At 39.8% G+C, this 23,489-nt stretch carries 21 protein-coding genes; 20 read left to right on the top strand and 1 reads right to left on the bottom strand.

What is annotated here, in order from left to right; translation table 11 throughout:
* Nucleotides 1–127 precede the first annotated feature (127 nt).
* From K3T81_RS15565 to K3T81_RS15555, 3 genes are all read left to right on the top strand, one after another.
* Nucleotides 128–1,579 carry a S41 family peptidase gene (locus K3T81_RS15565; RefSeq protein ID WP_238020965.1) on the top strand — a complete coding sequence of 484 codons (1,452 nt, stop codon included), beginning with the start codon at nucleotides 128–130 and terminating at the stop codon, nucleotides 1,577–1,579.
* Nucleotides 1,580–1,793: 214 nt separating this feature from the next.
* Entirely contained in the window at nucleotides 1,794–2,975 is a 1,182-nt protein-coding gene (locus K3T81_RS15560) for a PDZ domain-containing protein (protein ID WP_238020964.1), read from the top strand.
* 153 nt (nucleotides 2,976–3,128) lie between these two features.
* Entirely contained in the window at nucleotides 3,129–3,671 is a 543-nt protein-coding gene (locus K3T81_RS15555) for a YkoP family protein (RefSeq protein ID WP_338044666.1), read from the top strand.
* On the opposite strand, the gene K3T81_RS15550 is transcribed toward K3T81_RS15555, so the two are convergent.
* A complete protein-coding gene (locus K3T81_RS15550) occupies nucleotides 3,665–4,483 on the bottom strand; it encodes a metallophosphoesterase (protein ID WP_238020962.1) in 819 nt (272 codons plus the stop codon). The two genes, K3T81_RS15555 and K3T81_RS15550, sit on opposite strands and share 7 nt — an antisense overlap.
* A 92-nt stretch (nucleotides 4,484–4,575) precedes the next feature.
* On the opposite strand from K3T81_RS15550, the gene K3T81_RS15545 reads away from it, so the two are divergent.
* The 17 genes from K3T81_RS15545 to K3T81_RS15465 all read left to right on the top strand — a co-directional run bounded on the left by K3T81_RS15545 (nucleotide 4,576) and on the right by K3T81_RS15465 (nucleotide 23,460).
* The gene (locus K3T81_RS15545) at nucleotides 4,576–5,682 is read left to right on the top strand and encodes an MGDG synthase family glycosyltransferase (protein WP_238020958.1); all 1,107 of its coding nucleotides are present in this window, start codon (nucleotides 4,576–4,578) and stop codon (nucleotides 5,680–5,682) included.
* 299 nt (nucleotides 5,683–5,981) lie between these two features.
* Nucleotides 5,982–7,964, top strand: a complete 1,983-nt coding sequence (gene uvrB / locus K3T81_RS15540; RefSeq protein ID WP_238020954.1) for an excinuclease ABC subunit UvrB — start codon at nucleotides 5,982–5,984, stop codon at nucleotides 7,962–7,964.
* Between the two features lie 7 nt (nucleotides 7,965–7,971).
* Nucleotides 7,972–10,848 (top strand): excinuclease ABC subunit UvrA, encoded by a 2,877-nt coding sequence (uvrA, locus tag K3T81_RS15535; protein ID WP_238020952.1) that lies wholly within the window; start codon nucleotides 7,972–7,974, stop codon nucleotides 10,846–10,848.
* Between the two features lie 133 nt (nucleotides 10,849–10,981).
* Nucleotides 10,982–11,335, top strand: a complete 354-nt coding sequence (locus K3T81_RS15530; protein WP_161464530.1) for a YojF family protein — start codon at nucleotides 10,982–10,984, stop codon at nucleotides 11,333–11,335.
* A 42-nt stretch (nucleotides 11,336–11,377) separates the two neighbouring features.
* A complete protein-coding gene (gene bshB2, locus K3T81_RS15525; protein ID WP_106897347.1) occupies nucleotides 11,378–12,043 on the top strand; it encodes a bacillithiol biosynthesis deacetylase BshB2 in 666 nt (221 codons plus the stop codon).
* A 348-nt stretch (nucleotides 12,044–12,391) separates the two neighbouring features.
* Entirely contained in the window at nucleotides 12,392–12,583 is a 192-nt protein-coding gene (locus K3T81_RS15520) for a PspC domain-containing protein (protein ID WP_106897345.1), read from the top strand.
* 2 nt (nucleotides 12,584–12,585) lie between these two features.
* On the top strand, nucleotides 12,586–12,945 hold the full coding sequence (locus tag K3T81_RS15515; protein WP_161464533.1) for a phage holin family protein: 360 nt from the start codon (nucleotides 12,586–12,588) through the stop codon (nucleotides 12,943–12,945).
* A gap of 132 nt (nucleotides 12,946–13,077) precedes the next feature.
* A complete protein-coding gene (hprK, locus tag K3T81_RS15510; RefSeq protein ID WP_106897343.1) occupies nucleotides 13,078–14,013 on the top strand; it encodes an HPr(Ser) kinase/phosphatase in 936 nt (311 codons plus the stop codon).
* Nucleotides 14,014–14,024: 11 nt separating this feature from the next.
* Nucleotides 14,025–14,882: a prolipoprotein diacylglyceryl transferase gene (gene lgt, locus K3T81_RS15505; protein WP_106897342.1), complete on the top strand. Its 858-nt coding sequence runs from the start codon at nucleotides 14,025–14,027 to the stop codon at nucleotides 14,880–14,882.
* A gap of 205 nt (nucleotides 14,883–15,087) precedes the next feature.
* Complete coding sequence (locus K3T81_RS15500; protein WP_106897341.1) at nucleotides 15,088–16,050, top strand: nucleoside recognition domain-containing protein; 963 nt, start codon at nucleotides 15,088–15,090, stop codon at nucleotides 16,048–16,050.
* On the top strand, nucleotides 16,025–16,660 hold the full coding sequence (gene ppaX / locus K3T81_RS15495) for a pyrophosphatase PpaX (protein WP_161464518.1): 636 nt from the start codon (nucleotides 16,025–16,027) through the stop codon (nucleotides 16,658–16,660). The genes K3T81_RS15500 and ppaX overlap by 26 nt, the downstream gene beginning before the upstream one ends.
* Nucleotides 16,661–16,663: 3 nt before the next feature.
* The gene (locus K3T81_RS15490) at nucleotides 16,664–17,176 is read left to right on the top strand and encodes an acyltransferase (protein WP_238020950.1); all 513 of its coding nucleotides are present in this window, start codon (nucleotides 16,664–16,666) and stop codon (nucleotides 17,174–17,176) included.
* A gap of 14 nt (nucleotides 17,177–17,190) precedes the next feature.
* Nucleotides 17,191–17,730 carry a glycerol-3-phosphate responsive antiterminator gene (locus K3T81_RS15485; protein ID WP_058950956.1) on the top strand — a complete coding sequence of 180 codons (540 nt, stop codon included), beginning with the start codon at nucleotides 17,191–17,193 and terminating at the stop codon, nucleotides 17,728–17,730.
* Between the two features lie 211 nt (nucleotides 17,731–17,941).
* The gene (locus tag K3T81_RS15480) at nucleotides 17,942–18,748 is read left to right on the top strand and encodes an MIP/aquaporin family protein (protein ID WP_106897337.1); all 807 of its coding nucleotides are present in this window, start codon (nucleotides 17,942–17,944) and stop codon (nucleotides 18,746–18,748) included.
* A 23-nt stretch (nucleotides 18,749–18,771) separates the two neighbouring features.
* Nucleotides 18,772–20,262 carry a glycerol kinase GlpK gene (gene glpK / locus K3T81_RS15475; protein WP_238020949.1) on the top strand — a complete coding sequence of 497 codons (1,491 nt, stop codon included), beginning with the start codon at nucleotides 18,772–18,774 and terminating at the stop codon, nucleotides 20,260–20,262.
* Nucleotides 20,263–20,543: 281 nt separating this feature from the next.
* On the top strand, nucleotides 20,544–22,211 hold the full coding sequence (locus K3T81_RS15470) for a glycerol-3-phosphate dehydrogenase/oxidase (RefSeq protein ID WP_238020945.1): 1,668 nt from the start codon (nucleotides 20,544–20,546) through the stop codon (nucleotides 22,209–22,211).
* Nucleotides 22,212–22,464: 253 nt separating this feature from the next.
* The gene (locus K3T81_RS15465; protein ID WP_238020943.1) at nucleotides 22,465–23,460 is read left to right on the top strand and encodes a tetratricopeptide repeat protein; all 996 of its coding nucleotides are present in this window, start codon (nucleotides 22,465–22,467) and stop codon (nucleotides 23,458–23,460) included.
* Nucleotides 23,461–23,489 lie beyond the last annotated feature (29 nt).

The following is a 23,489-nucleotide window of genomic DNA, read 5'->3' as shown; positions in this document are numbered from 1 at the left end:
TCTTCTATTTTGTGAATGAGGTTCATAAAACGTCGAAGAAAACCATAGTCATATGTAGAAGATAATGGTATGCTTTTGTACAATAGGATGTAACGTATATTAGACAAATAACTATCGAGGTGGAAAAATGAGTTTGAAAAAATCACATATTATCCTGTTGCTTCTTTTAGCCCTCGTTCTTGGATTTGCAGGTGCCTATATGGGTGTTCAACTGGCAGATCAGGGTGGCAATAGTGAGGAAAGTATCGAACAGGGTGAAGAGACAAGCCCGAGTTCAGACCAAATAAGCGGTACTGAGTTAGGAAAGGTCGAACAAGCCTTTTCCCTGATTAAAGATAACTATCTGGAAGAAGTAGAGGATAAGCAGCTAGTAGAAGGCGCCATTCAGGGTATGTTATCCACATTGGAAGACCCATACAGCTCCTATATGGATGTAGACACGATGGCGCAGTTTAATGAACAGATTGAATCTTCGTTTGAAGGAATTGGAGCTGAGGTTAGCATGGTAAATAACATGGTAACCATTGTAGCTCCCATAAAGGATTCTCCTGCTGAAAAAGCAGGTCTGCGTCCAAATGATCAAGTTCTAAGCGTTGATGGGGAAAGTGTGGAAGGACTAGATTTAAATGAAGCTGTGGCTAAAATTCGTGGTGAGAAAGGTTCAGAGGTTGTCTTGGAAATTCAACGGCCTGGAGCCTCAGAAGCTTTCGATATGACAATCGTCCGTGACACCATCCCACTTGAAACAGTATACAACAGCATTAAAGAAATAGATGGAAAGAAAACAGGAGTTTTAGAAGTAACGAACTTCTCTGAACATACTGCTCAAGAATTTTCAGAACAGCTAACAACGCTTGAAGAGGAAGGGATAGAAGGGTTGGTTATTGATGTCCGAGGAAATCCGGGTGGACTCTTAACAGCTGTAGAGGAAATGCTCAAAGAGTTTGTTCCAAAGGATATGCCATATCTACAAATTGAAGATAAGGACGGTAAGAAAACACCTTATTTCTCAGAACTTGATGAGAAAAAAGACTACCCAATAAGTGTTGTTATAGATGAAGGAAGTGCTTCTGCATCAGAAATTTTAGCTGTAGCCATGAAAGAAATGGGCTATGACATTGTTGGACAGAAAAGCTTTGGAAAAGGTACCGTCCAACAGGCAGTGCCAATGGGTGATGGAAGTTCTATTAAGTTAACGTTCTATAAATGGCTATCTCCAGATGGAAAATCTGTCCATGAAAAAGGGATAGAGCCTACTGTAGAAGTAAAGCAAGCCGACTATTTCTACACGAATCCGATTCAAATTGATGACCCATTAGCGTACGACCAGACAGATGATAAAATTGAAAATGTCCAAATTATGCTTGATGGACTAGGTTATGAACCAGGAAGAACAGATGGATATTTCAGTGAAGAAACACAATCTGCAGTAAATAACTTCCAGGAAGACAATGAGTTAGATGTGACTGGAAAAGTTGATGAAGAAACTGCTGGCTTAATTGAAGCGCAAATTGTTGATAAGATTCGTAATGGCGAAGATGACAAACAGTTAGAGAAAGCATTAGAAGAACTATACTAGTAAGCCAAGAAGGGCAAGGGATTTTCTATTTCCTTGCTCTTTTTCTATGTTTTCATAAACGGGTTCGGTCGATTGTCCAATCGAGCAAATTTCTATTAACCATCCGGTTTGTATACTAACCTTCTCTATTATATGGTAAAATTATTTCATAACCGAATTTGAATATGGGTAAAAGCAAAGCACTAGTTAAGATACAGCAGAAGAGGTGGTCGTTATGGTAGAAGCATGGCTGATTGAGCTTGCGAAAGGGATGGCCAAGCTATTTATAAATCCGTTACTATATTGGTCTATTATCGTTTTGTTATTTGCCGGCTATAGGCGAATTAAACGAGAAAGGCAAAACTTTGGGACAAAAATATTTGACTTGTTCTCTGAATGGAAATCTACCTGGCTGTTTTCCATTTTGACAGGATTACTTGTCTCTGTGGTCATGATTGGTGCAGGATTTGTGCTATCCTATACATCATTACTGTTATTAAGCGTTGTAGCTATTTTATTCAGTTTATCAGGCAGGTTTATGTTATTATCCCCTGTCTATACAGTAGGGGTTTCTTTCCTACTATTATTGTTTGTTCCTACCCTTCTGGGAAATCAGCAGTGGATTAGGGAAGACCTTTTTGATCCAATTAATTTGGCAGCATTTCCGGTATTATTGGGAATCTTATTAATTGCAGAAGGTTGGCTGATAAAGCGAACGAACATGAGAGATACATATCCAGGTTTATCGCTTAGTAACCGCGGAATCTGGGTCGGAGAACATCATCTTAAAAAGCTGGCAATCATTCCATTTTTTCTTCTCCTTCCATCTGGCTTGATTACACCATTTGCTGATTACTGGCCGTATGTTTCTTTTGGTGAACAAACCTATAGTCTTATTTTATTTCCCTTTTTACTTGGGGTAGATTATAAGGTTCGCGGAAGATATCCAAAAGAAGCTGCTGACAAGTTAGCCGTTCCAATTATATTATTAGGGATAGGCGCGACAGCAATTGCAATCGGGGGCGTCTTTTTTGCACCATTGTCTCTGGCTGCTGTTATTGTAACAATTTTTGGAAAAGAATATATTAATTATCGCCACCGTAATAGTGAAAGATTGAGAAGATGTTATTTCCATCCAATGAATAATGGGTTAAAGGTGCTTGGAGTTATTCCTGGGACCCCTGCAGACCGATTAGGAATAAAAGTAGGAGAAAACATAATGAAAGTAAATGGGCAAATGGTAAACAGTATTGATTCCTTTTACCAGTCGCTTCAGGCAAGCGGTGCTTATTTTAAATTAGACCTTGAGGACTTAAATGGTGAAATACGATTTGTCCAAGGTGCGCTCTATCAAGGAGATCATCATGAATTGGGAATCCTTTTTAGTGATACCCCATACCGTCGAAAGCAAGCTTAATAAATACACGGCAATGACCGGACATTCAGAAGAAATCGAATGTCCGGTCATTTTATGTAGAATGGCTAAACGCTAAAACCCATATTATTCCTTCAATAATTTAGTGAAATTCATCAAAAACTATATATAAGTTTAGAGAATGGAATGGGTACAATGATGAAAAGCTATTTAATGGATGCATGGAACTATCTTGATCCAATCTACTATAGGTGTACAAGATTACAGTATTTGCAGGAAGCAAATAAATCAAATACAATCCTGCGCGTCCGTTTAACTCGTTACAAAGGTGCGAAGATAATATTGCAGGATGGAACAATAATACAGAAAAACGATCTGTTACTTAAAATCCATTTGCATAATGTGAGGATGCTGAGAGAGCTTGAAGGTGTCACGAGTGAAATGAAAAGAGCTGTATATATATATCATATGATAAAACAATCCTTACCAAGACTCGCAGCATATGTTTCAGCACATCAAAAATGCGAACAAATTAAAGGGGTAATTGGGATTTCGTTCTTAAATAGTGGCGTAAATCGACTTGGTTTTGAGACTAGTCCTATTCATAGCAAGTTATATCTCACATACAAAAAAATAACGCTCATCCCCATTAATGTAATGGCAGGGAAAAAGCGTCTGGACAAGGATCCTATTTATTTGTTTATGTCTAAGCAAAACTTACTTCAATCGTATCAGTAGGCTCTAATTGTATGAAACGTGATTTCCGGCCGACTACCTATTCGAATATTAAACCCGGTTTGTCCTAATCCTTCACTAATATAAAAAGGGCTTCCATGCTGCATATGCAATCCTTTGATAATATTTTTTCTAGCGAGTTTTCCCATTTTTACTAAGTGATATGCTTTAGGATAGCAAATCTGGCCGCCATGAAAATGTCCTGCAAGTAGGTAATCAAATGATTGTTCATACATTTCAAGAACGATTGTTGGGTCATGTGTTAAAACAAGATTCATGCCAGCTGGAATATCAAGAAAGGCTTGTGCAAGATTACTTCTATTTGTGCTGTAATCATCGATACCAATAATATTTAGTGCTTGATCGCCGACTCTTACCGTTTTATTTTGATTTTGAAGAACGGTGCAGTCAAAGTCCAACAGCGTACGTTTTAAGTGAATAAGGTCATCTTGCTTCAATACATAGTCATGGTTACCTAAAACAGCATACATGCCGTACTTGGGCTGCAATTTCTGCAATACACGCAGATAAGGACGTAATTTCGGAATCGACCTTTTTCTATCAAGAAAATCGCCTGTGAGGGCTATAAGATCAGGTGTTTCGCCCATTAATTTTTGCTCTAATTCTTGAGGGGTTATCGAGATGTTCTCTAAGTGTAAATCTGATAGATGAAGAATAGAGAGGGAAGAAAGAGTTGCTGCCTTTCCTGAGTCAATATTTACTTTATTCAGTTGAATATCCTTTGTATTCATATAAGCTTTATAGAATAAAAACGAGGTTACGATTAGTATAATGCCAATTGCTAGATAGGTCATGGTGTATCGCCTCCTGCATTATTATATCATGCGGAAACTGGGTAAATCATTGGTAATTAGCGGTATATACCGAGCCAGAGGAGTTGAGGAAAATGGCGAAAAAAGCGTTATTTCTACCATTCATGAATATGGCTTCAGGACATCATCATGTAGCAGATACGCTAATGGAAGAAACGGCTAAACTGGAGGAACATATAAATACGAGCAAGGTAGATATCCTTTCTTATAGTTATGGAACAGTAGAAAAATTGGTATCGTCATTTTATATGAAATGGATCCATCTTTTTCCGAGTTCCTATGATCGGCTTTACTACTATTTGGCATATCGAAATGTTGCCAAGCGTAGCCGCCACCTACATTATGAGTTCCTCTTTAAACTATATATGCAAAAGCTACTGGCTAATAAAAATCCCTCGCTCTTGTTCTGCACCCATGCTTTGCCTTCAAATATTACGTCTATCCTAAAGCAAAAAGGAAAATTAAATGCCATAACAGTAAATGTATACACTGATTTTTTTGTAAATCGTGTATGGGGCATAAACGGAATAGACTATCATTTAGTCCCATCCCTTACTGTGAAAAACTTTCTTATTCAACTAGGGGTAGATGAAGAACGCATTTATCTAACTGGAATTCCGGTACATCCTGTTTTTAAAGCACCTGTTACCAATCGAAAAGATACTGAGAATTATGCAATTCTCGTAACGGGAGGAAACATGGGGGCCGGATCAATGGAAAAGCTGCTGCCACAAAACGAGGCTTCCACCGTTCGTTACTATATTCTTTGTGGCAACAATGGTAAACTTTACAAAAAACTTCTAGCAAGGAAACACGAGAGACTAATACCGATACCTTATATTAACAGTAAGTATGAAATGAACGCTTTGTATGACAAGGTGGATGCAGTACTAACAAAACCGGGTGGTGTCACGATTAGTGAATGTCTGATGAAACAAAAGCCGATTTTTGTTAGTCATGGACTTCCAGGACAGGAAAGAATTAATATGCAAGAACTAGAAAAGCATGGTCTGATGCTGACCTTGTCGCGTGATAAATCAGTGGAGGAGCAAATCGTTAGCTACCTGGAAAATGAAAAAGCAATGCAGAGATATAGACAACGGGTAGGAGAATACCATGAGCATCTTGATAAGCGAGAGATGGGTGAGATTCTCCTAGATATATTTAATAAAGAGCATTAGCTAAATAGCTAATGTTTTTTACGGTAGAGAACAATGATCTGCTGGTTTATGATATTTCACTATGGAAAAAGGGTATAATGCTAAGATAGGCAAAGCATAAATATCGAATATTTGTTCGTGTTTATGTTATAATTACAACGTTGTATGATAAAATAAAAATATGACCATATAAGAATATTCGGCTTTTTCCAATTCTTTGTTGTTAGTTGTTCTAGCAGTGTATTGTAGGCAACTTTTTTCGGGAATAGCCTCTTAATATAAGATTTTTAGATAGATTATCACGTGAACGGAGGTAAAATGTGAACAATACATTTGAATTAGTATCAAGCTACGAGCCTGGCGGAGACCAGCCTAAAGCAATTAAAGAAATTATAGATAAAATTATGAAGGGGCAGCGGCATCAGACGTTGCTAGGTGCTACTGGGACAGGGAAGACATTTACAATGTCAAATGTGGTAAAGGAAATTAACCGCCCCACTTTAGTAATTGCCCACAATAAGACACTTGCCGGCCAGCTCTATAGTGAATTTAAAGAGTTCTTTCCCAATAATGCAGTAGAGTATTTTGTAAGCTATTATGATTATTATCAGCCAGAAGCCTATGTACCTTCCACAGATACATTCATAGAAAAAGATGCAAGTATTAATGATGAAATTGATAAGCTACGCCACTCCGCAACATCAGCATTATTTGAACGAAATGATGTATTAGTTGTTGCCAGTGTATCGTGTATCTACGGATTGGGTTCTCCGGAAGAATACAAAAGCCACGTTCTTTCTCTTCGGGTAGGAATGGAGAAGGAAAGGGATCAACTGTTGCGTGAACTTGTTGATGTTCAGTACGCAAGAAATGATATTAATTTTCAACGCGGAACCTTCCGAGTAAGAGGGGACTCTGTGGAAATTATACCAGCCTCAAAAGAAGAGCATTGTCTTCGGGTAGAGTTTTTTGGAGATGAAATTGATCGTATACGTGAAGTAGATGCTTTAACAGGCGAAATTATCGGCGACAGAGAGCATATTGCTATTTTCCCGGCTTCCCACTTTGTTACAAGGGAAGAAAAAATGAAGAAGGCTATTAAAAACATTGAAAAGGAACTAGAAGAACGCCTTACAGAGTTACGTGAAAATGACAAGCTATTGGAAGCACAGCGCTTAGAACAGCGAACGCATTATGATTTGGAAATGATGAATGAGATGGGCTTCTGTTCAGGAATCGAGAACTATTCCAGACATCTTACGCTTCGTGAGCAAGGAGCTACACCATATACGCTCATCGATTTCTTTCCGGATGATTTTCTTGTCGTAGTGGATGAATCCCATGTTACACTTCCGCAAATAAGAGGAATGTATAATGGTGACCAAGCCAGAAAACAAGTGTTAGTGGATCACGGGTTTCGACTTCCGTCTGCAATGGATAACCGACCATTAATGTTTGGCGAGTTTGAGGAAAAGACAAAACAACTCGTCTATGTTTCCGCAACCCCTGGCCCGTACGAGCTAGAACATTCTCCACAGATGACGGAGCAAATTATTAGACCTACAGGGCTGCTTGATCCCGAAGTGGAAATAAGGCCAATAGATGGACAGATTGATGATCTACTAGCAGAAATCAACATACGCTCAGAAAAAAATGAACGTGTCCTTGTAACGACATTAACGAAGAAAATGTCAGAAGACCTTACGGATTATATGAAAGAAATTGGCATTAAAGTAGCCTATCTGCATTCAGAGATTAAGACACTGGAGCGTATTGAGATTATTCGAGATCTTCGCATTGGAAAGTACGATGTTCTTATAGGTATTAACCTACTTCGTGAAGGGCTTGATATTCCTGAGGTTTCGCTTGTGGCAATCCTTGATGCGGATAAAGAAGGATTCCTTCGTTCAGAGCGGTCTTTAATTCAGACAATGGGCCGGGCGGCTCGTAATGAAAACGGTCGGGTTATTATGTATGCTGATAAAATGACAAAATCAATGGATATCGCAATTAGCGAAACCAACCGACGTCGAGAAAAACAGCAGGCATATAATGAGGAACATGGCATTACCCCGACAACCATTAAAAAAGAGGTGCGGGACGTTATACGCGCTACAGTTGCTGCAGAAGATCAGCCAGAATATGAAAGCAAAGCAAAGAGCTTAACAAAGCTATCCAAAGACGAGAAAGAAAAAGTAATCGATCAGATGGAAAAGGAAATGAAGGAAGCTGCCAAGTCGCTTGATTTTGAAAAAGCAGCTGAGCTTCGTGATGTGATACTAGAACTTAAAGCAGGAAGGTGATGGTGAAATGCCTAGTAAATTAATTCAGATTCAAGGAGCAAGGGCACACAATTTAAAAAATATTGATGTAACAATTCCTAAAAACAAACTTGTTGTCATGACAGGACTGTCAGGATCCGGAAAGTCCTCCCTTGCCTTCGATACCATCTATGCTGAAGGACAACGCAGATATGTCGAATCACTTTCCGCCTATGCACGACAATTTTTAGGCCAGATGGATAAACCAGATGTTGACGCAATCGAAGGTCTCTCTCCAGCCATTTCAATTGATCAAAAAACAACGAGTAAAAACCCACGGTCAACGGTTGGAACGGTTACGGAGATTTATGATTATTTACGGTTGCTTTATGCCCGTGTGGGGCATCCGGTATGTCCGAATCATGGGGTAGAGATCACCTCCCAAACAGTGCAACAGATGGTAGACCGCATATTGGAATATCCTGAGAGAACGAAATTGCAAATTCTTGCGCCTGTCGTATCTGGTCGTAAAGGAGAGCATGTTAAAACGCTCGAGAAGCTTCGACAAGAGGGATATGTACGTATCCGTGTTGACAAGGAAATGCGCGAGGTTTCTGAGGATATTAAATTGGAAAAAAATAAAAAGCATTCCATAGAAGTAGTGGTAGATAGAATCGTAGTAAAGGATGGTATTGCCGGACGCTTAAGTGATTCAATAGAAACGGCGTTAGGGCTTGGTGACGGAAAGATTATCGTTGACGTAATAGGCGAAGAGGAATTAACTTTTAGTGAAAATTTCGCTTGCCCTATTTGTGGGTTTTCAATAGGTGAACTTGAGCCTCGCCTGTTCTCATTTAACAGTCCATATGGCGCTTGTCCAACTTGTGACGGTTTAGGAACAAAGCTTGAGGTGGATCTAGATCTAGTTATTCCGGATTGGAGTTTAACCCTTAATCAGCATGCGATTGCTGCATGGGAGCCAATTAGCTCTCAGTACTACCCACAATTACTTAAAAGTGTATGTGACCATTTTAATATAGATATGGATAAACCAGTGAAGAAAATCCCACAAGAAAAAATGGATATTATTCTTCATGGAAGTGGGAAAGAAAAGATCCGTTTCCATTATGTTAATGAATTTGGGAATGTAAGAGACAATCAAATTCAATTTGAAGGGGTATTAAATAATGTAGCACGTCGATATCGCGAAACCTCTTCTGATTTTATAAGGGAATCATTAGAAAAATACATGGGGCAAAAACACTGTCCAACATGTAAAGGGTACCGATTAAAGCGTGAGGCACTTGCTGTAAAAGTGAATGACTTGCATATTAGCAATGTCACGGACTTTTCTATTATGGAAGCAAAAGACTTCTTCGAGACGCTTGCATTATCGGATAAAGAAAAGCAAATTGCCAAAATGATATTAAAAGAGATTTGCAATCGTCTTGAGTTCCTAAATAATGTTGGTTTAGATTATCTAACTTTATCTAGAGCTGCGGGGACATTATCAGGTGGAGAGGCCCAGCGAATCAGGTTAGCAACTCAAATCGGTTCTGCACTAACCGGGGTGCTTTATGTATTGGATGAGCCATCCATTGGCCTGCATCAACGAGACAACGACCGACTAATTGATACCTTAAAACGAATGCGTGATCTGGATAATACCTTGATTGTTGTTGAGCATGATGAAGATACAATGATGGCTGCCGATTGGCTTATTGACATTGGACCTGGTGCTGGGGAGCACGGTGGTAATATTGTTTCCAGTGGCACACCTGAAACGGTTATGAAAGACAAGAACTCGCTTACAGGACAATACTTATCTGGCGAGCAATTCGTCGCACTACCAACTAAACGAAGAAAAACCGATAAACGAGCTATCGAGGTCGTAGGGGCTGAGGAAAATAACCTGAAAAAGGTATCAGCTAAATTCCCAATTGGATTAATGACGGTGGTCACAGGAGTTTCAGGATCTGGTAAAAGTACGCTCGTAAATGAAATACTTTACAAGTCCCTCGCCAAAGAGCTTTATCGGGGAAAGCATAAGCCTGGTAAGCACAAAACGGTAAAAGGGATCGAGCATATTGAAAAGGTAATCGATATCGACCAATCGCCGATCGGTAGAACGCCAAGATCTAACCCAGCTACGTATACTGGTGTATTTGATGATATTCGTGATGTTTTTGCACAAACGAATGAAGCAAAGGTACGAGGATACAAAAAGGGTAGATTTAGCTTTAATGTGAAAGGTGGGCGCTGTGAAGCCTGCCGTGGAGACGGCATTATAAAAATTGAAATGCATTTTCTTCCTGATGTATATGTACCATGTGAAGTCTGTCACGGGAAACGATATAACCGTGAAACACTTGAAGTAAAATATAAAGGTAAAAATATTGCAGATGTGTTAGAACTAACAGTAGAAGATGCGCTTGACTTCTTTGCTAACATACCGAAAATCAAACGCAAGTTGCAAACCATATTTGACGTTGGTTTAGGATATGTGCGATTGGGACAGCCTGCAACCACTTTATCTGGTGGGGAAGCACAGCGTGTGAAACTTGCGAGTGAATTGCACCGTCGTTCCAACGGAAAGTCTTTCTATATCCTTGATGAACCAACAACTGGTCTTCATGTTGATGATATTAAGCGTCTCATAGCGGTTTTACAGCGACTAGTTGACAACGGAGATACAGTCTTAATTATCGAGCATAACCTAGACGTCATTAAAACAGCAGACCATATTGTTGACCTTGGACCTGAAGGTGGAGACAGAGGCGGACAGATTATTGCCAAAGGAACACCAGAACAAATTGTGAAGGTAGAGGATTCCTACACAGGAAAGTATCTAAAACCCGTGCTGGAAAGAGATCGGAAACGAATGGAAGATAGTATCACAACAAAGGAAAAAGCAACAGCAAAATAAAATGAACAACGATGAACGGCCAGTTTGTGGATAGCAATTACTGGCCGTTTTTTTATTTCTTCGTATCAATGTTTTGACGGTACCCGATCATTTCGATAAGCTAAGTAGAGAAGCGTAGTAGGAGGAACAAATAATGAAGCCAATTAAAATAAATGAAGTACAAGAAAAGCTTGACCGTTTTGTTAATAAAAAAGTCTACGTCCATGTTGAGACAACGAATGGCGCTTACGCAAGCCATTTTAATGATAAGGCATATAATGTCGGTGCATATGTACGAAATGCTAACGTTACATTCAGCCAAGCAAAGATTGTCGGGGATGGAAAAGTCTTCAGAGCGGGTCTCAAAATGGAAATGGGATGGATTTACGCAGAGGGGCTTACAGACTGGATTATCGAGGATGAAGCAAAATTATTACTTGCAGGCCATGATCGTGAAGGTAGATTAATGGTTGCTCTGCAAATTAGTGAAACACCTTTCCATTATTAAGGAACGGGTGCATGAAGATTGAATGGAGAAAGGTGAGATACGATGGAAAAACATGTTGTAGTCATATATCCACACCCGGACGACGAGTCATTCGGCGCTGCTGGAACAATATCAAAATTTCGCGAAGAGGGAGTACCTGTAACCTACCTATGTGGAACATTAGGAGAGATGGGACGTAATATGGGATCTCCAACGTTTGCAAACAGGGAAACGTTGCCTGAGATTAGAAAGAAAGAACTTATTAAAGCTTGTGAAGTGCTTGACATTGATTTGCAAATGCTTGGCTACCGTGACAAGACAGTAGAATACGAGGACCGTAATGAAGTAGCCAAACATCTCAAAGGCTTGTTGGAAAAGCTTGATCCGAGCCTAGTTATTACCCATTATCCTGAGCATGCTGTTCATCCAGACCATAACGCACTTGGGGCTGCCGCGATTGAAGCAGTACGCCTAATGGATGAGGGGCAGCGACCTGTAGTATGGGCACAAGCTATTTCGAGAGATTACCCAGAAGTATTAGGAACACCAGATATTATTAATGATGTAAGAAAATACTTTGATAAAAAAATGGAAGCTATACTCTGCCATGACTCCCAGGCAGGTGGTATTCTGGGACAAATTAAAAACTACCAGCAGATGAACAGTGAAGACAGAGATGCAGTAGTAGAACAATTTGGCACAGAACGATTTTATACGTGGAAATATTAATGGAAAGCTCTTCTGTATTTCATGCAGAAGAGTTTTTTGAATCCTCTAAAGGTGAAACAACGTATATTGTATTATCTCTAACGGATTCTGAAACCATAGTATTCAAAAGTGAAACGAGAGCCGTGGAAAGTGAAACCACAGCACTCAAAATTGAAACAACAAGCGCAAAGAGTGAACCCACATCATCGCAAGCGAATCCGAAATGCTCACAATCCTAAATCAGGTTTTCTTCAACCCGATCAACTTCTCAAATGATGTAGACCTTCATTGATTAACAAGTACTATCAAAGCAAAACATAGTTTATATATCAACAGAGATTGGTATATTATAGAGTGGGAGGAATCATGATGAAAAAGCTTTATCGATCTAATTCTGAGAAAATGGTAGGGGGAATCTTTGGTGGACTGGCATCTTACTTCCAAGTCGATGCAACGATTCTTCGATTAATATTTGTCATTTTACTATTTATGAGCTTCTTTACCGTATCTCTTCTATACGTGGTTGCTCTTTATATCATTCCAAAGGAAAGGGAGATGTAACGATGTTTATTCGTTGGATATTATCTATTGTGTTAAACGCCGTGGCCTTAATTGTAGTGTCACAGCTATTCGATTCGTTCCAGTTAGAAGGATTTGGGGCAGCTGTGTTAGCGAGTTTTATCCTATCAATCTTAAATGTCATTATAAAACCAATCCTCGTTATCCTCACCTTGCCAATTACGGTTCTTTCACTTGGACTGTTTCTCTTTGTAATAAATGCTATTACGTTAATGATTGCACAGGGACTTATGGGGAGCAGTTTTATTATTGAAGGATTCGGTACTGCGCTAATAGCTGCCGTCATATTGGCAATTCTCAATTTGTTACTTAATAGCTTGATTAAAGATTCCGTTAAATCGTAGGCGCACAGTCTACGATTTTTGTTTACCGTATGCTACAATAAAGTGTATCTATTCTGTTGGGAAGAATACGAAACCTTACAGAATGGCGATAATAAAATAAATAACGCTTAATTAGCTAGGGGGATATACTGGATGTCGACAGTGCGCACGAAAGATTTACTTGAGCATTTTAATTTAGAGCTAGTTGCTGGCAAGGACGGCATACATAGAGAAATTACCACGAGTGATATTTCCAGACCTGGAATTGAAATGACCGGGTATTTTAAATATTACCCAAAAGAAAGATTGCAGCTTATTGGGAAGACAGAAATGGCTTACTTTATGGAGTTAAGTGATGCAGATAAGAGAGATCGTGCCATAAATTTATGCACAGATATCACGCCTGGAATTGTGATTTCAAGGGGGATGGATATACCTGAGGCATTAATTGAAGCAGCAAATGATTCTGGTGTGCCTATTTTACACTCTCCAAGGAAAACCACACGGGTTATTAGCCGATTAACCAATTATCTTGAAACAAAATTCGCTCCATTTACTGCGATTCATGGTGTACTTGTAGATATATATGGAGTAGGCGTGCTTATTACTGGCCAAAGTGGTGTAGGTAAAAGTGAGACGGCCTTGGAACTCGTTAAACGTGGGCATAGACTTGTTGCTGATGATAGTGTGGAAATAAGACAGGAAGATTATGACAGCCTTGTAGGAAATTCACCACCTCTTATTGAACATCTACTCGAGATACGTGGCCTTGGGATTATTAACGTCATGACATTGTTTGGTGCCGGATCAGTTAGAAGTCATAAGAAGATTTCGCTTATCATTAACCTGGAGATTTGGGATCAGAAGAAACAATATGACCGCCTTGGTCTTGATGAGGACAAAATGAGAATCATGGAAGTGGACATTCCGAAAGCCACTATTCCAGTTCGTCCAGGTAGAAACCTGGCCGTTATTATTGAAGTCGCAGCAATGAACTTTCGTTTAAAAAGAATGGGAGTTAATGCAGCCGAGGAATTTTCAGAACGGCTGACTACAATGATCAAAAATGAAAAGGATGAAACCGAATAGGAGGGTTCACTATGCTATTTACCGCAGCTCCTTTGGACAGGGTCTTTTTTGAACTAGGCCCATTGACTGTTTATTGGTATGGAGTAATTATTGCGACAGGTGCATTTTTAGGGCTATATTTAGCAACAAGAGAAGCGGATCGGCTTGGGTTAAAAAAGGATTTGATCATAGACTTTATCGTGTTTGCAATCCCTATAGCGATCTTATGTGCAAGGATTTACTATGTCGTATTTGAATGGGAACGCTATGCAAACGGACCATGGACTGATATTTTTGCCATCTGGGAAGGCGGAATTGCAATCCATGGGGCTGTGATAGGTGGCGTGCTTACCGCTATTGTATATGCTAAGTATCGTGATATTACATTTTGGCAGATTGCAGATATCATTGCACCGAGTTTAATTCTTGGTCAAGCGATTGGTCGCTGGGGAAATTTTATGAATCAAGAGGCACATGGACACGAAGTCTCAAGTGCTGCCTATGATAATTTCTTGCAGTACCTTCCTGATTTTATAATGAACCAAATGACGATAGATGGTGTCATGTATCATCCGACATTTTTATATGAATCAGTTTGGAATATACTCGTTTTTGCCTTCTTACTCGTACTAAGAAAATATAACCCATTACGAGGTGAAGTTTTCTTAAGCTATGCCATTACATATTCAATCGGCCGCTTCTTTATTGAAGGAATGAGAACAGATAGCTTGTATGCATTTGCTGGTTTGCGTCAGGCACAGTTATTGTCCGTTTTCCTCATCATAGTAGCCATACTACTTATCATCTATCGCAGGAAAATAGGAGTAAAGGAACACTATAAGGATGTACCAATTCCTCCAAAGAAAAAGAAAAAGAAGAAAAAGAAATAAATATTTATAGTGCGTGTTCAAAAAGGAGGATAAAAAGGACCGAGAAGTTCGAGGCGGCATAGCTTTGAGTACCGGGCTTGCACAGGATGTGCTGACTTCGACGTTCGACACAGGACGTGTCGGAATTTAGTCGAAGGTCATCGGTACCGATGTGTCATTTTTACTGGATTTTTTGAACAACATCTTATAGAAAGTAGGGGATGAAATGTCTGGTATTGTATATCGTGGTTTTCAACAGGGGCTGACAACAACCTGGACATTAGGGAAAGTCATTTTCCCTATCACATTATTGATTACGATTTTACAATTCACCCCCGTACTACCGTGGATTATCGAAATGTTAACGCCGGTCATGGGGCTATTGGGTCTATCAGGGGAAGCAGCTGTGCCGCTGGTTCTAGGGAACTCCCTAAACTTATATGCTGGGATTGCAGCAATTGTATCCTTTGATTTTACGGTAAAGGAAGTATTTATTCTAGCGGTCATGCTATCTTTTTCGCATAACTTGTTTATTGAATCTGCTGTTGCCTCAAAAGTTGGTGTCAGCTGGTGGCTTATCGTTGGGATCAGAATAGGGCTTGCCTTACTAGGCGGGATATTAATTAATTTACTTTGGCACGGGGGAGCGGAACAAGCTCAATATGGATTAATACAGTCTACGGACACTGTGCCAGTTGGCTGGGGAGAGATTGCCCTTCAAGGAATGCAAACTGCATTAATGGCTGTCGTACAGCTTGGATTGATTGTCATTCCGCTAATGATCATCATGCAGTTTATGCGAGAAAAAGGTTGGTTAGCAATGCTGTCCAACAAACTGGCTCCAGGCATGAAATTTTTAGGGATGGAAAAGAATACTTCGATGACCATGGTTGCTGGTCTTACAATTGGGCTAGCATATGGTGCAGGCCTTATGATTCAAGCCGTGAAGGAGGACAATGTCTCGAAAAAAGATATGTCCCTTGCACTCATTTTTCTTGTAGCTTGTCATGCTGTCGTTGAAGATACACTTATTTTTATTCCTTTGGGCATCCCAGTCTGGCCGCTCTTATTAATACGGCTAGCAACTGCTATCTTATTAACAATGACAATTGCAATGATATGGAATAGACTAGAGAAAAAGAAACGGAAGGAAACAAACCAACATGAGCATTCGTACAATACTTTTTGATTTAGATGGAACATTAATTGACACCAATGAACTAATTATTGCTTCCTTTATGCATACCTTTTCGCATTATGGCATGACCTATACAAGGGAAGAGGTGGTCCAGTTTAACGGGCCACCATTACTTGATACGTTTCAAAAAATTGCTCCGGACCTAGCAGAAGAAATGGTTAAAACATATCGAGCTCATAATTTAACGGTCCATGATAGCTATGTGACAGCCTTTCCTCATGTTACAGAGACAATTGCAGCTTTAAAAGAGCAAGGGCTCAAGCTAGGAATAGTGTCGACAAAAATGCGAAAGGGTGTAAACATGGGGCTAACCCTTACTGGATTGGCTACATACATGGACACCATTATTACATTGGATGATGTAACGCAAGCTAAACCACACCCAGAGCCGGTACTCAAGGCTGTTCAAGCACTAGGAGCTGACTTAGAGACAACGTTAATGGTCGGAGATAACTACCATGATATTGAGTCTGGGAAAAATGCTGGTGTTAAAACAGCAGGTGTTGCCTGGTCTGATAAAGGAAGCTCTTTCTTGGAAGGCTTTTATCCCACCTATATGCTGAAAGATATGCGTGATTTACTTCAACTTACAGAGGTGTAAAGGATGCGAAGAACCAAACGTTACCAGGTGGAAGATTCTAATTCGCTTTGGCAAATCTATAAAACAGTTCCTTTTTTAAAGGTAGTTAAAAACTTTGTGGTCATTCAAATTGCCAGGTATACACCCTTTTTAGGGATGAAAAACTGGCTATATCGGAATTTTTTAAAGATGAAAATAGGAAAGCAAACAGCATTTGCTCTTATGGTTATGCCTGATATTATGTTTCCTGAAAAGATCATAATCGGGACAAATAGTGTTATTGGGTATAATACGACTATCTTGGCACATGAATATTTAATTAAGGAATATCGGATTGGAGAAGTTGAAATTGGAAGTAATGTGCTGATCGGCGCAAATACGACCATTCTGCCAGGTGTTACGATTGGGGACGGTGCAGTGGTCTCCGCCGCAACGCTAGTACATAAAGATGTACCAGAAGGCGCTTTTGTCGGGGGTAATCCAATGAAACTGATATACTCAAAAGTGGAAATGGAGAAACGTCAAATAGATACATGAAGTAGGTGGAAATAATGAATACTCCTGCAGGGATATTGCCAGCAATACGTAAGATGAAGGATTTCGATTTTGCATTGGAAACATCCTATGAAAGCATCGTCTTTCTAGAAACAAGGCTGGCACAGCTTAAAAGTCTTGTGGAATATACGAAGCGTGCCAATAAAAAAGCGTTGGTTCACTTTGATTTAATCCAGGGGCTTAGAGCGGATGATTATGCCATGGAATTTTTGTTGAGGGAAATTAAACCAGATGGCATCCTTTCCACAAGGGCGAATGTAATTTCGATGGCGAAAAAGAATAACCTATTAGCGATTCAACGAGTGTTTTTGTTAGATAGCTTAGCTTTGGAACATAATATAAAGTTAATTAATCGGACAAAACCTGACTGTATTGAAGTGCTACCAGGTTTGATACCGGAAATGATAAATTACATCCAGGAGCAGACAAACATACCTGTAATAGCTGGGGGACTAATTAAGACAAGAGAAGAGGTAGATATGGCATTAGCAGCGGGAGCAATAGCCGTTTCGACATCGAATAAATCACTTTGGTAATCCTTAAAAGGAACCTTTATAGGTTTCTTTTTTTCATTAACCAAGGTAGCAATGACGAAAGTCCCAAGAACGAGAAAAACGTCTCCATTCACTTGTAGCCGATCTAATCTGAATTTCTCACCTTCATTCGTTTCCAATTGATTAAAACCCTGATGTGTAATCTCTGAAAATTGTGGAATAACATATATATATTGTTATTGGGGGAGATGTCATGTCAGAGTTTGCTGGAGAAGTAATTGGGACGATGATTCTTGTTATCTTCGGTACGGGCGTAGTAGCTGGTACCTCATTGAAAAACACCCTATCAGAAGGTGCTGGCTGGGTACTTGTGACGTTTGCTTGGGGGCTAGGTGTCGCAATGGGTGTCTATGCAGTTGGAAATATAACAGGTGCTCATTTAAATCCTGCCGTTACCTTAGGGCTCGCATCTGTGGGTGATTTCCCTTGGAGTAAAGTCCCACTTTATATTACAGCACAGATGATTGGTGGAATCATTGGCGCAATCATAGTATTTTTTCACTATTTGCCACACTGGAGAGGTACGACAGACCCAGGAGCCAAGTTAGGGGTTTTTAGTACCGGTCCAGCGATTTCCAGTCCCATCGCAAATTTAATAAGTGAGGTCATTGGCACCTTCGTATTGGTAATGGGAATTTTATTTATTGGGGCAAATGAATTTACTGAAGGATTAAATCCACTCATTGTTGGGCTGCTTATTGTTGTGATCGGTATGTCACTTGGTGGGACAACTGGTTATGCCATTAATCCGGCCAGAGATTTGGGACCTAGAATTGCCCATGCTTTCCTGCCGATACCAGGCAAAGGGGGATCAAACTGGAGTTATTCTTGGATCCCTGTTATAGGACCGGCAATTGGAGGAATCTATGGTGGACTTTTCTATCAAGCAATTTTCGAGACAAACCCAACCGTGATATTTTGGGTAGTTAGTGCTATCATACTTATTTTATTTGGGGTAGGTTTACAACAGGAACTAAAGAAACCTGCTAACCAAAGCTAATTTTTACAAGAGGAGAGATTATAATGGGAAAATACATTTTAGCATTAGATCAGGGAACTACCAGCTCAAAAGCTGTTATATTTGATCAAGAGGGAAAAGTTGTAGAAACAGGCCAACGTGAATTCGAGCAGCATTTCACAAAGCCAGGATGGGTAGAACATGATGCGAATGAGATTTGGACATCTATCTTATCTAGTATTTCAGAGGCAATGCGAAAGAGTGATATTGAGCCAGATGACATCGCTGGAATTGGTATAACAAACCAACGAGAAACAACCGTTGTTTGGGACCGGCAAACCGGAAAGCCAATTTACCGAGCAATAGTATGGCAGTCGCGTCAAACTGCTGATATCTGTAATGAACTGCGCGAGGCTGGTCATAATGAGCTGTTCCGAGATAAGACAGGTTTGCTTATCGATCCATATTTTGCTGGAACCAAGGTAAAATGGATATTGGATAATGTAGATGGTGCAAGGGAAAAAGCAGATAATGGAGAATTAATGTTTGGCACGATTGATACATGGCTTGTTTACAAGTTAACTGGCGGAGAACAACATATAACGGATTATTCGAATGCATCAAGAACCCTTATGTACAATATCTATGACTTAGAATGGGATGAAGAACTACTTGATATTCTTGGTGTCCCGAAATCCATGCTCCCAGAGGTAAAGCAGTCTTCTGAAGTATATGGAAAAACAGTAAATTATCACTTCTTTGGACATGAAGTTCCAATTGCTGGTATTGCTGGAGATCAGCACGCTGCTCTATTCGGTCAGGCATGTTTTGAAAAAGGGATGGCAAAAAACACGTATGGGACAGGCGGCTTTATGCTGATGAATACAGGAGAAGAAGGTGTTAAGTCTGACAATGGCTTATTAACAACACTCGCATGGGGGATTGATGGAAAGGTAGAATATGCCCTCGAAGGAAGTATATTTGTTTCCGGGTCGGCAATTCAGTGGCTTCGTGATGGATTAGAAATTATTAAAGATGCCAAGGAGACAGAATCCCTTGCTACAGATGTGGAGGACACTGGCGGGGTATATGTCGTCCCAGCGTTTGTTGGGTTAGGTACGCCATATTGGGATAGTGATGTTAGAGGTGCGGTATTTGGTCTGACTCGTGGTACAAAGAAGGAGCACTTAGTACGTGCTACACTGGAGTCTCTAACCTATCAGACACGCGATGTATTAGATGTAATGAAAGATGATTCGGGTATTGATGTGAAAACATTACGTGTGGATGGGGGCGCTGTTAAGAATGACTTTCTTGTCCAATTCCAAAGCAATATACTCGGACTTCAAGTAGAGCGGCCTGTTGTCACGGAGACAACAGCACTTGGTGCAGCCTATTTGGCAGGACTTGCTGTTGGCTTCTGGCAAAGTAAAGAGGAAATCGCAAATCAATGGAAAGTTGATAAAACGTTTGAATCGGAGATTAATCAGGATGAAAGAGAACAGCTTTATGATGGCTGGAAAAAAGCCGTTAAGGCGGCACAGGCATTTAAATAAGTGGTTTTCGTTGAGAGAAAGGGATAGACTCTCTTAATCTGCTATAGACCATTAACATATTGCTATACTTCCAATTAGAGCTATGTTATAATGAATCTAAGTTAATAATCTCGGACGGAGAAATGGAGAAACCGCGAACATGCTAATCATAATTTGATTAGTGTGCTTTGCGGTTTTTTTGTTTGCCTGAAGAGCAATTTTTCTGCGGAAAAGTACATTAGAATACGAAAAATAGGGTATTTATATGTATAGACAATTGTAATAAACAGGAGGGCTTAAACATGACTGTTTTTTCAAGTTATGATCGAAATCTTACATTTAATCAATTTAAAGAGGAAAAATTAGACTTACTGGTTATCGGTGGCGGAATTACCGGTGCAGGAATCTCACTGGACGCCGTGACTAGAGGCTTAAAGACAGGTTTAGTAGAAATGCAGGACTTTGCTGCAGGAACGTCAAGTCGTTCTACAAAGCTAGTACACGGAGGTCTGCGTTATTTAAAACAATTTGAAGTAAAAATGGTTGCAGAAGTAGGGAAAGAGCGCGCCATTGTTTATGAAAATGGGCCACATGTGACGACACCAGAATGGATGATGTTGCCATTTCATAAGGGCGGAACGTTCGGTCCACTAACTACAAACTTAGGGCTCCGCGTATATGATTTTCTTGCTGGTGTGAAAAAAGGTGAACGTAGACAAATGTTCAAACCGGAAGAAGCAATGGAAAGAGAGCCACTTATTAAACGTGATGAGTTAAGAGGGGCCGGGTTTTATGTTGAATATAAGACAGATGATGCTCGCTTGACGATTGAGGTACTGAAAAAGGCTGTGCAAAAAGGTGTCCATGCAGTTAACTATACAAAAGTTGTGGACTTCATTTACAATGATGCAAATAAAATTTCTGGTGTCGTTATGGAAGACACAATTACTGGTGAGCAACATAAAGTGTATGCCAAGAAAATTATTAATGCAGGTGGCCCATGGGTCGATGAATTAAGGGAAATAGATGGTTCCAAAAAAGGAAAGGCACTACATTTAACAAAAGGGGTTCACCTTGTTTTCCGTAAAGAAATCTTCCCGTTACAACAGGCCATTTATTTTGATACACCTGACAAAAGAATGGTTTTTGCAATCCCAAGAGATAATGTGACCTATGTAGGTACAACAGATACAACCTATAAAGGCGATATAGCTAATCCAAAAATGACGGAAGCGGATCGTGATTATATTATCGATGCAATTAATTATATGTTCCCTACCCTTGATATAAAAGCTGAGCATGTTGATTCCAGCTGGGCAGGTCTGCGTCCTTTAATTGCGGAAGCGGATAATGATAACCCTAGTGAGATTTCACGTAAAGATGAAATTTTCGTTTCAGACTCTGGCCTTATATCGATGGCCGGTGGTAAGTTAACAGGTTACCGAAAAATGGCACAGCATGCAGTCGATAAAGTTACCAAACAATTGAAAGAAGAAGAAGGAATTCTTTATTCTGCTTCTGAAACAGAGCATTTAGCCCTTTCTGGTGGAGAAGTTGGCGGCTCAAAAGGATTTAAGGACTTCAAAAATAGAAAAGTAAGTGAAGGCTTGGCACAGGGACTTGATGAGCAGACTGCTCTCATGTTGATTGAGAGATACGGATCCAATTTTGATAAGGTTTTAGATCTTTACGTTACGAATCAAGAGAAAGCTAAAACAGAAGATGTTGATCCTATCGTATTTGCTGAACTTGTTTACGCATTGGAATATGAATTAGCCTATAAACCAGTTGACTTCTTTGTTCGTCGTACGGGTGCATTATTCTTTGAAATTGGATGGGTACGAGCGCACAAGGATAATGTTATTCGCTACATGGCAAAAGAACTGAAATGGACAGATGATCAAACCAAGGCTTACACAGAAGAGTTAGAGCAACTCTTACATGATGCTGTAACACCTGTTCAATCCTAACTGATGTTCAAGATTTCGCTTGTTTGCGTGTTTTATCCCGGTGTAACCGTCCGTAAGACTAACAATCAGTGGGGGAAGAATGAAAACTGATTGAAGTTTCACTTTATACGAATTGATATAGATTGCCGGACAGAATGTTTGTCCGGCTTTTTATGAGCCAGCTCCCTGATCTAGTTCTAAACTGTAACCTATATAATTTGACATGGTATTGTGGTATAATCTTTTCGTATGTAATTTAATTAGGGGGATATGCATGCAACAGGTGACAAAAGGTAAGAAAGAACAGCAGAACAATGTTATCCCTTTTATTCCTGAAGGTGACTTTTATTTCACAAAAGGCATAGAGGCTTTTCAAAAACGTAAATTTGACATTGCAATCAAGTGGATGAAGAAAGCAACAGAAGCAAAGCCAGAAGATCCATTGTATCTTTGTCAAATGTCGGTTATATATACGGAAATCGGTGCATTTCACGCAGCAAATCAGCTATTAAATAAAGTCCTGCAATCATCAGACTATGTAGATTGTTATTATTTACTTGCAAACAATTATGCCCATTTGGGTTTGCTTCATGATGCGAAAAAATTTGCGTTATCGTACCTTGAGCAAGAGCCTGAAGGGGATTTAAGTGAAGAAGCTAAAAGATTGTTAGAACTCATTGATATCGATGAGGATGAAGAGGAAGACTGGGATTTAGAGGATGAGGATGAACTCCTTATTTATCAAGAAACCGTCTTTTATCATATGGAAAATATGGAATGGGAAAAGGCAATCCCGCTTATCGAGGAGATGATGACCCTATTTCCAGAGCACAAATTGACAAAGCATGATTATACACAGGCCTTATTTTTCTCTGGTAATGAAGAAAAAGCGATCCAAATGGAGGAAGACATTCTTGATGAAGAACCAACTTCCCTTTACAGTCACGTGAATCTTGCTTTGTTTTATTTCCAACAGGGAAAATACACGGAATATGAAGTCCATATTCAGGCATTACTAAATGTATATCCTATCCATGAGCAACAAAAACTGCGCATTGCTGTTACCCTTGCCCGTACGAATCGGTTTGAAGAAGCGTTTCAACGCTTTCTTCTCCTCTCAAAAGGCAAGCTAAAAGGACATCCTTCTTATTTTCGCTGGTATAGTATTGCAGCATTTCATCATGGGGATAAGGAACGGGCCTATAAGCTTTGGCAAGAAGGTACGAAGAAATATCCTAAGCTAGCTAAAGAATCAGTGCCATGGGATTGAGCATTATATTAGACGAAATTGCGTTTGTC

Origin of the sequence: Oceanobacillus jordanicus, from assembly GCF_022095695.1 — a bacterium.
Lineage (GTDB): Bacteria > Bacillota > Bacilli > Bacillales > Amphibacillaceae > Oceanobacillus_B > Oceanobacillus_B jordanicus.
This window is presented reverse-complemented; position numbering and strand designations above follow the sequence as displayed.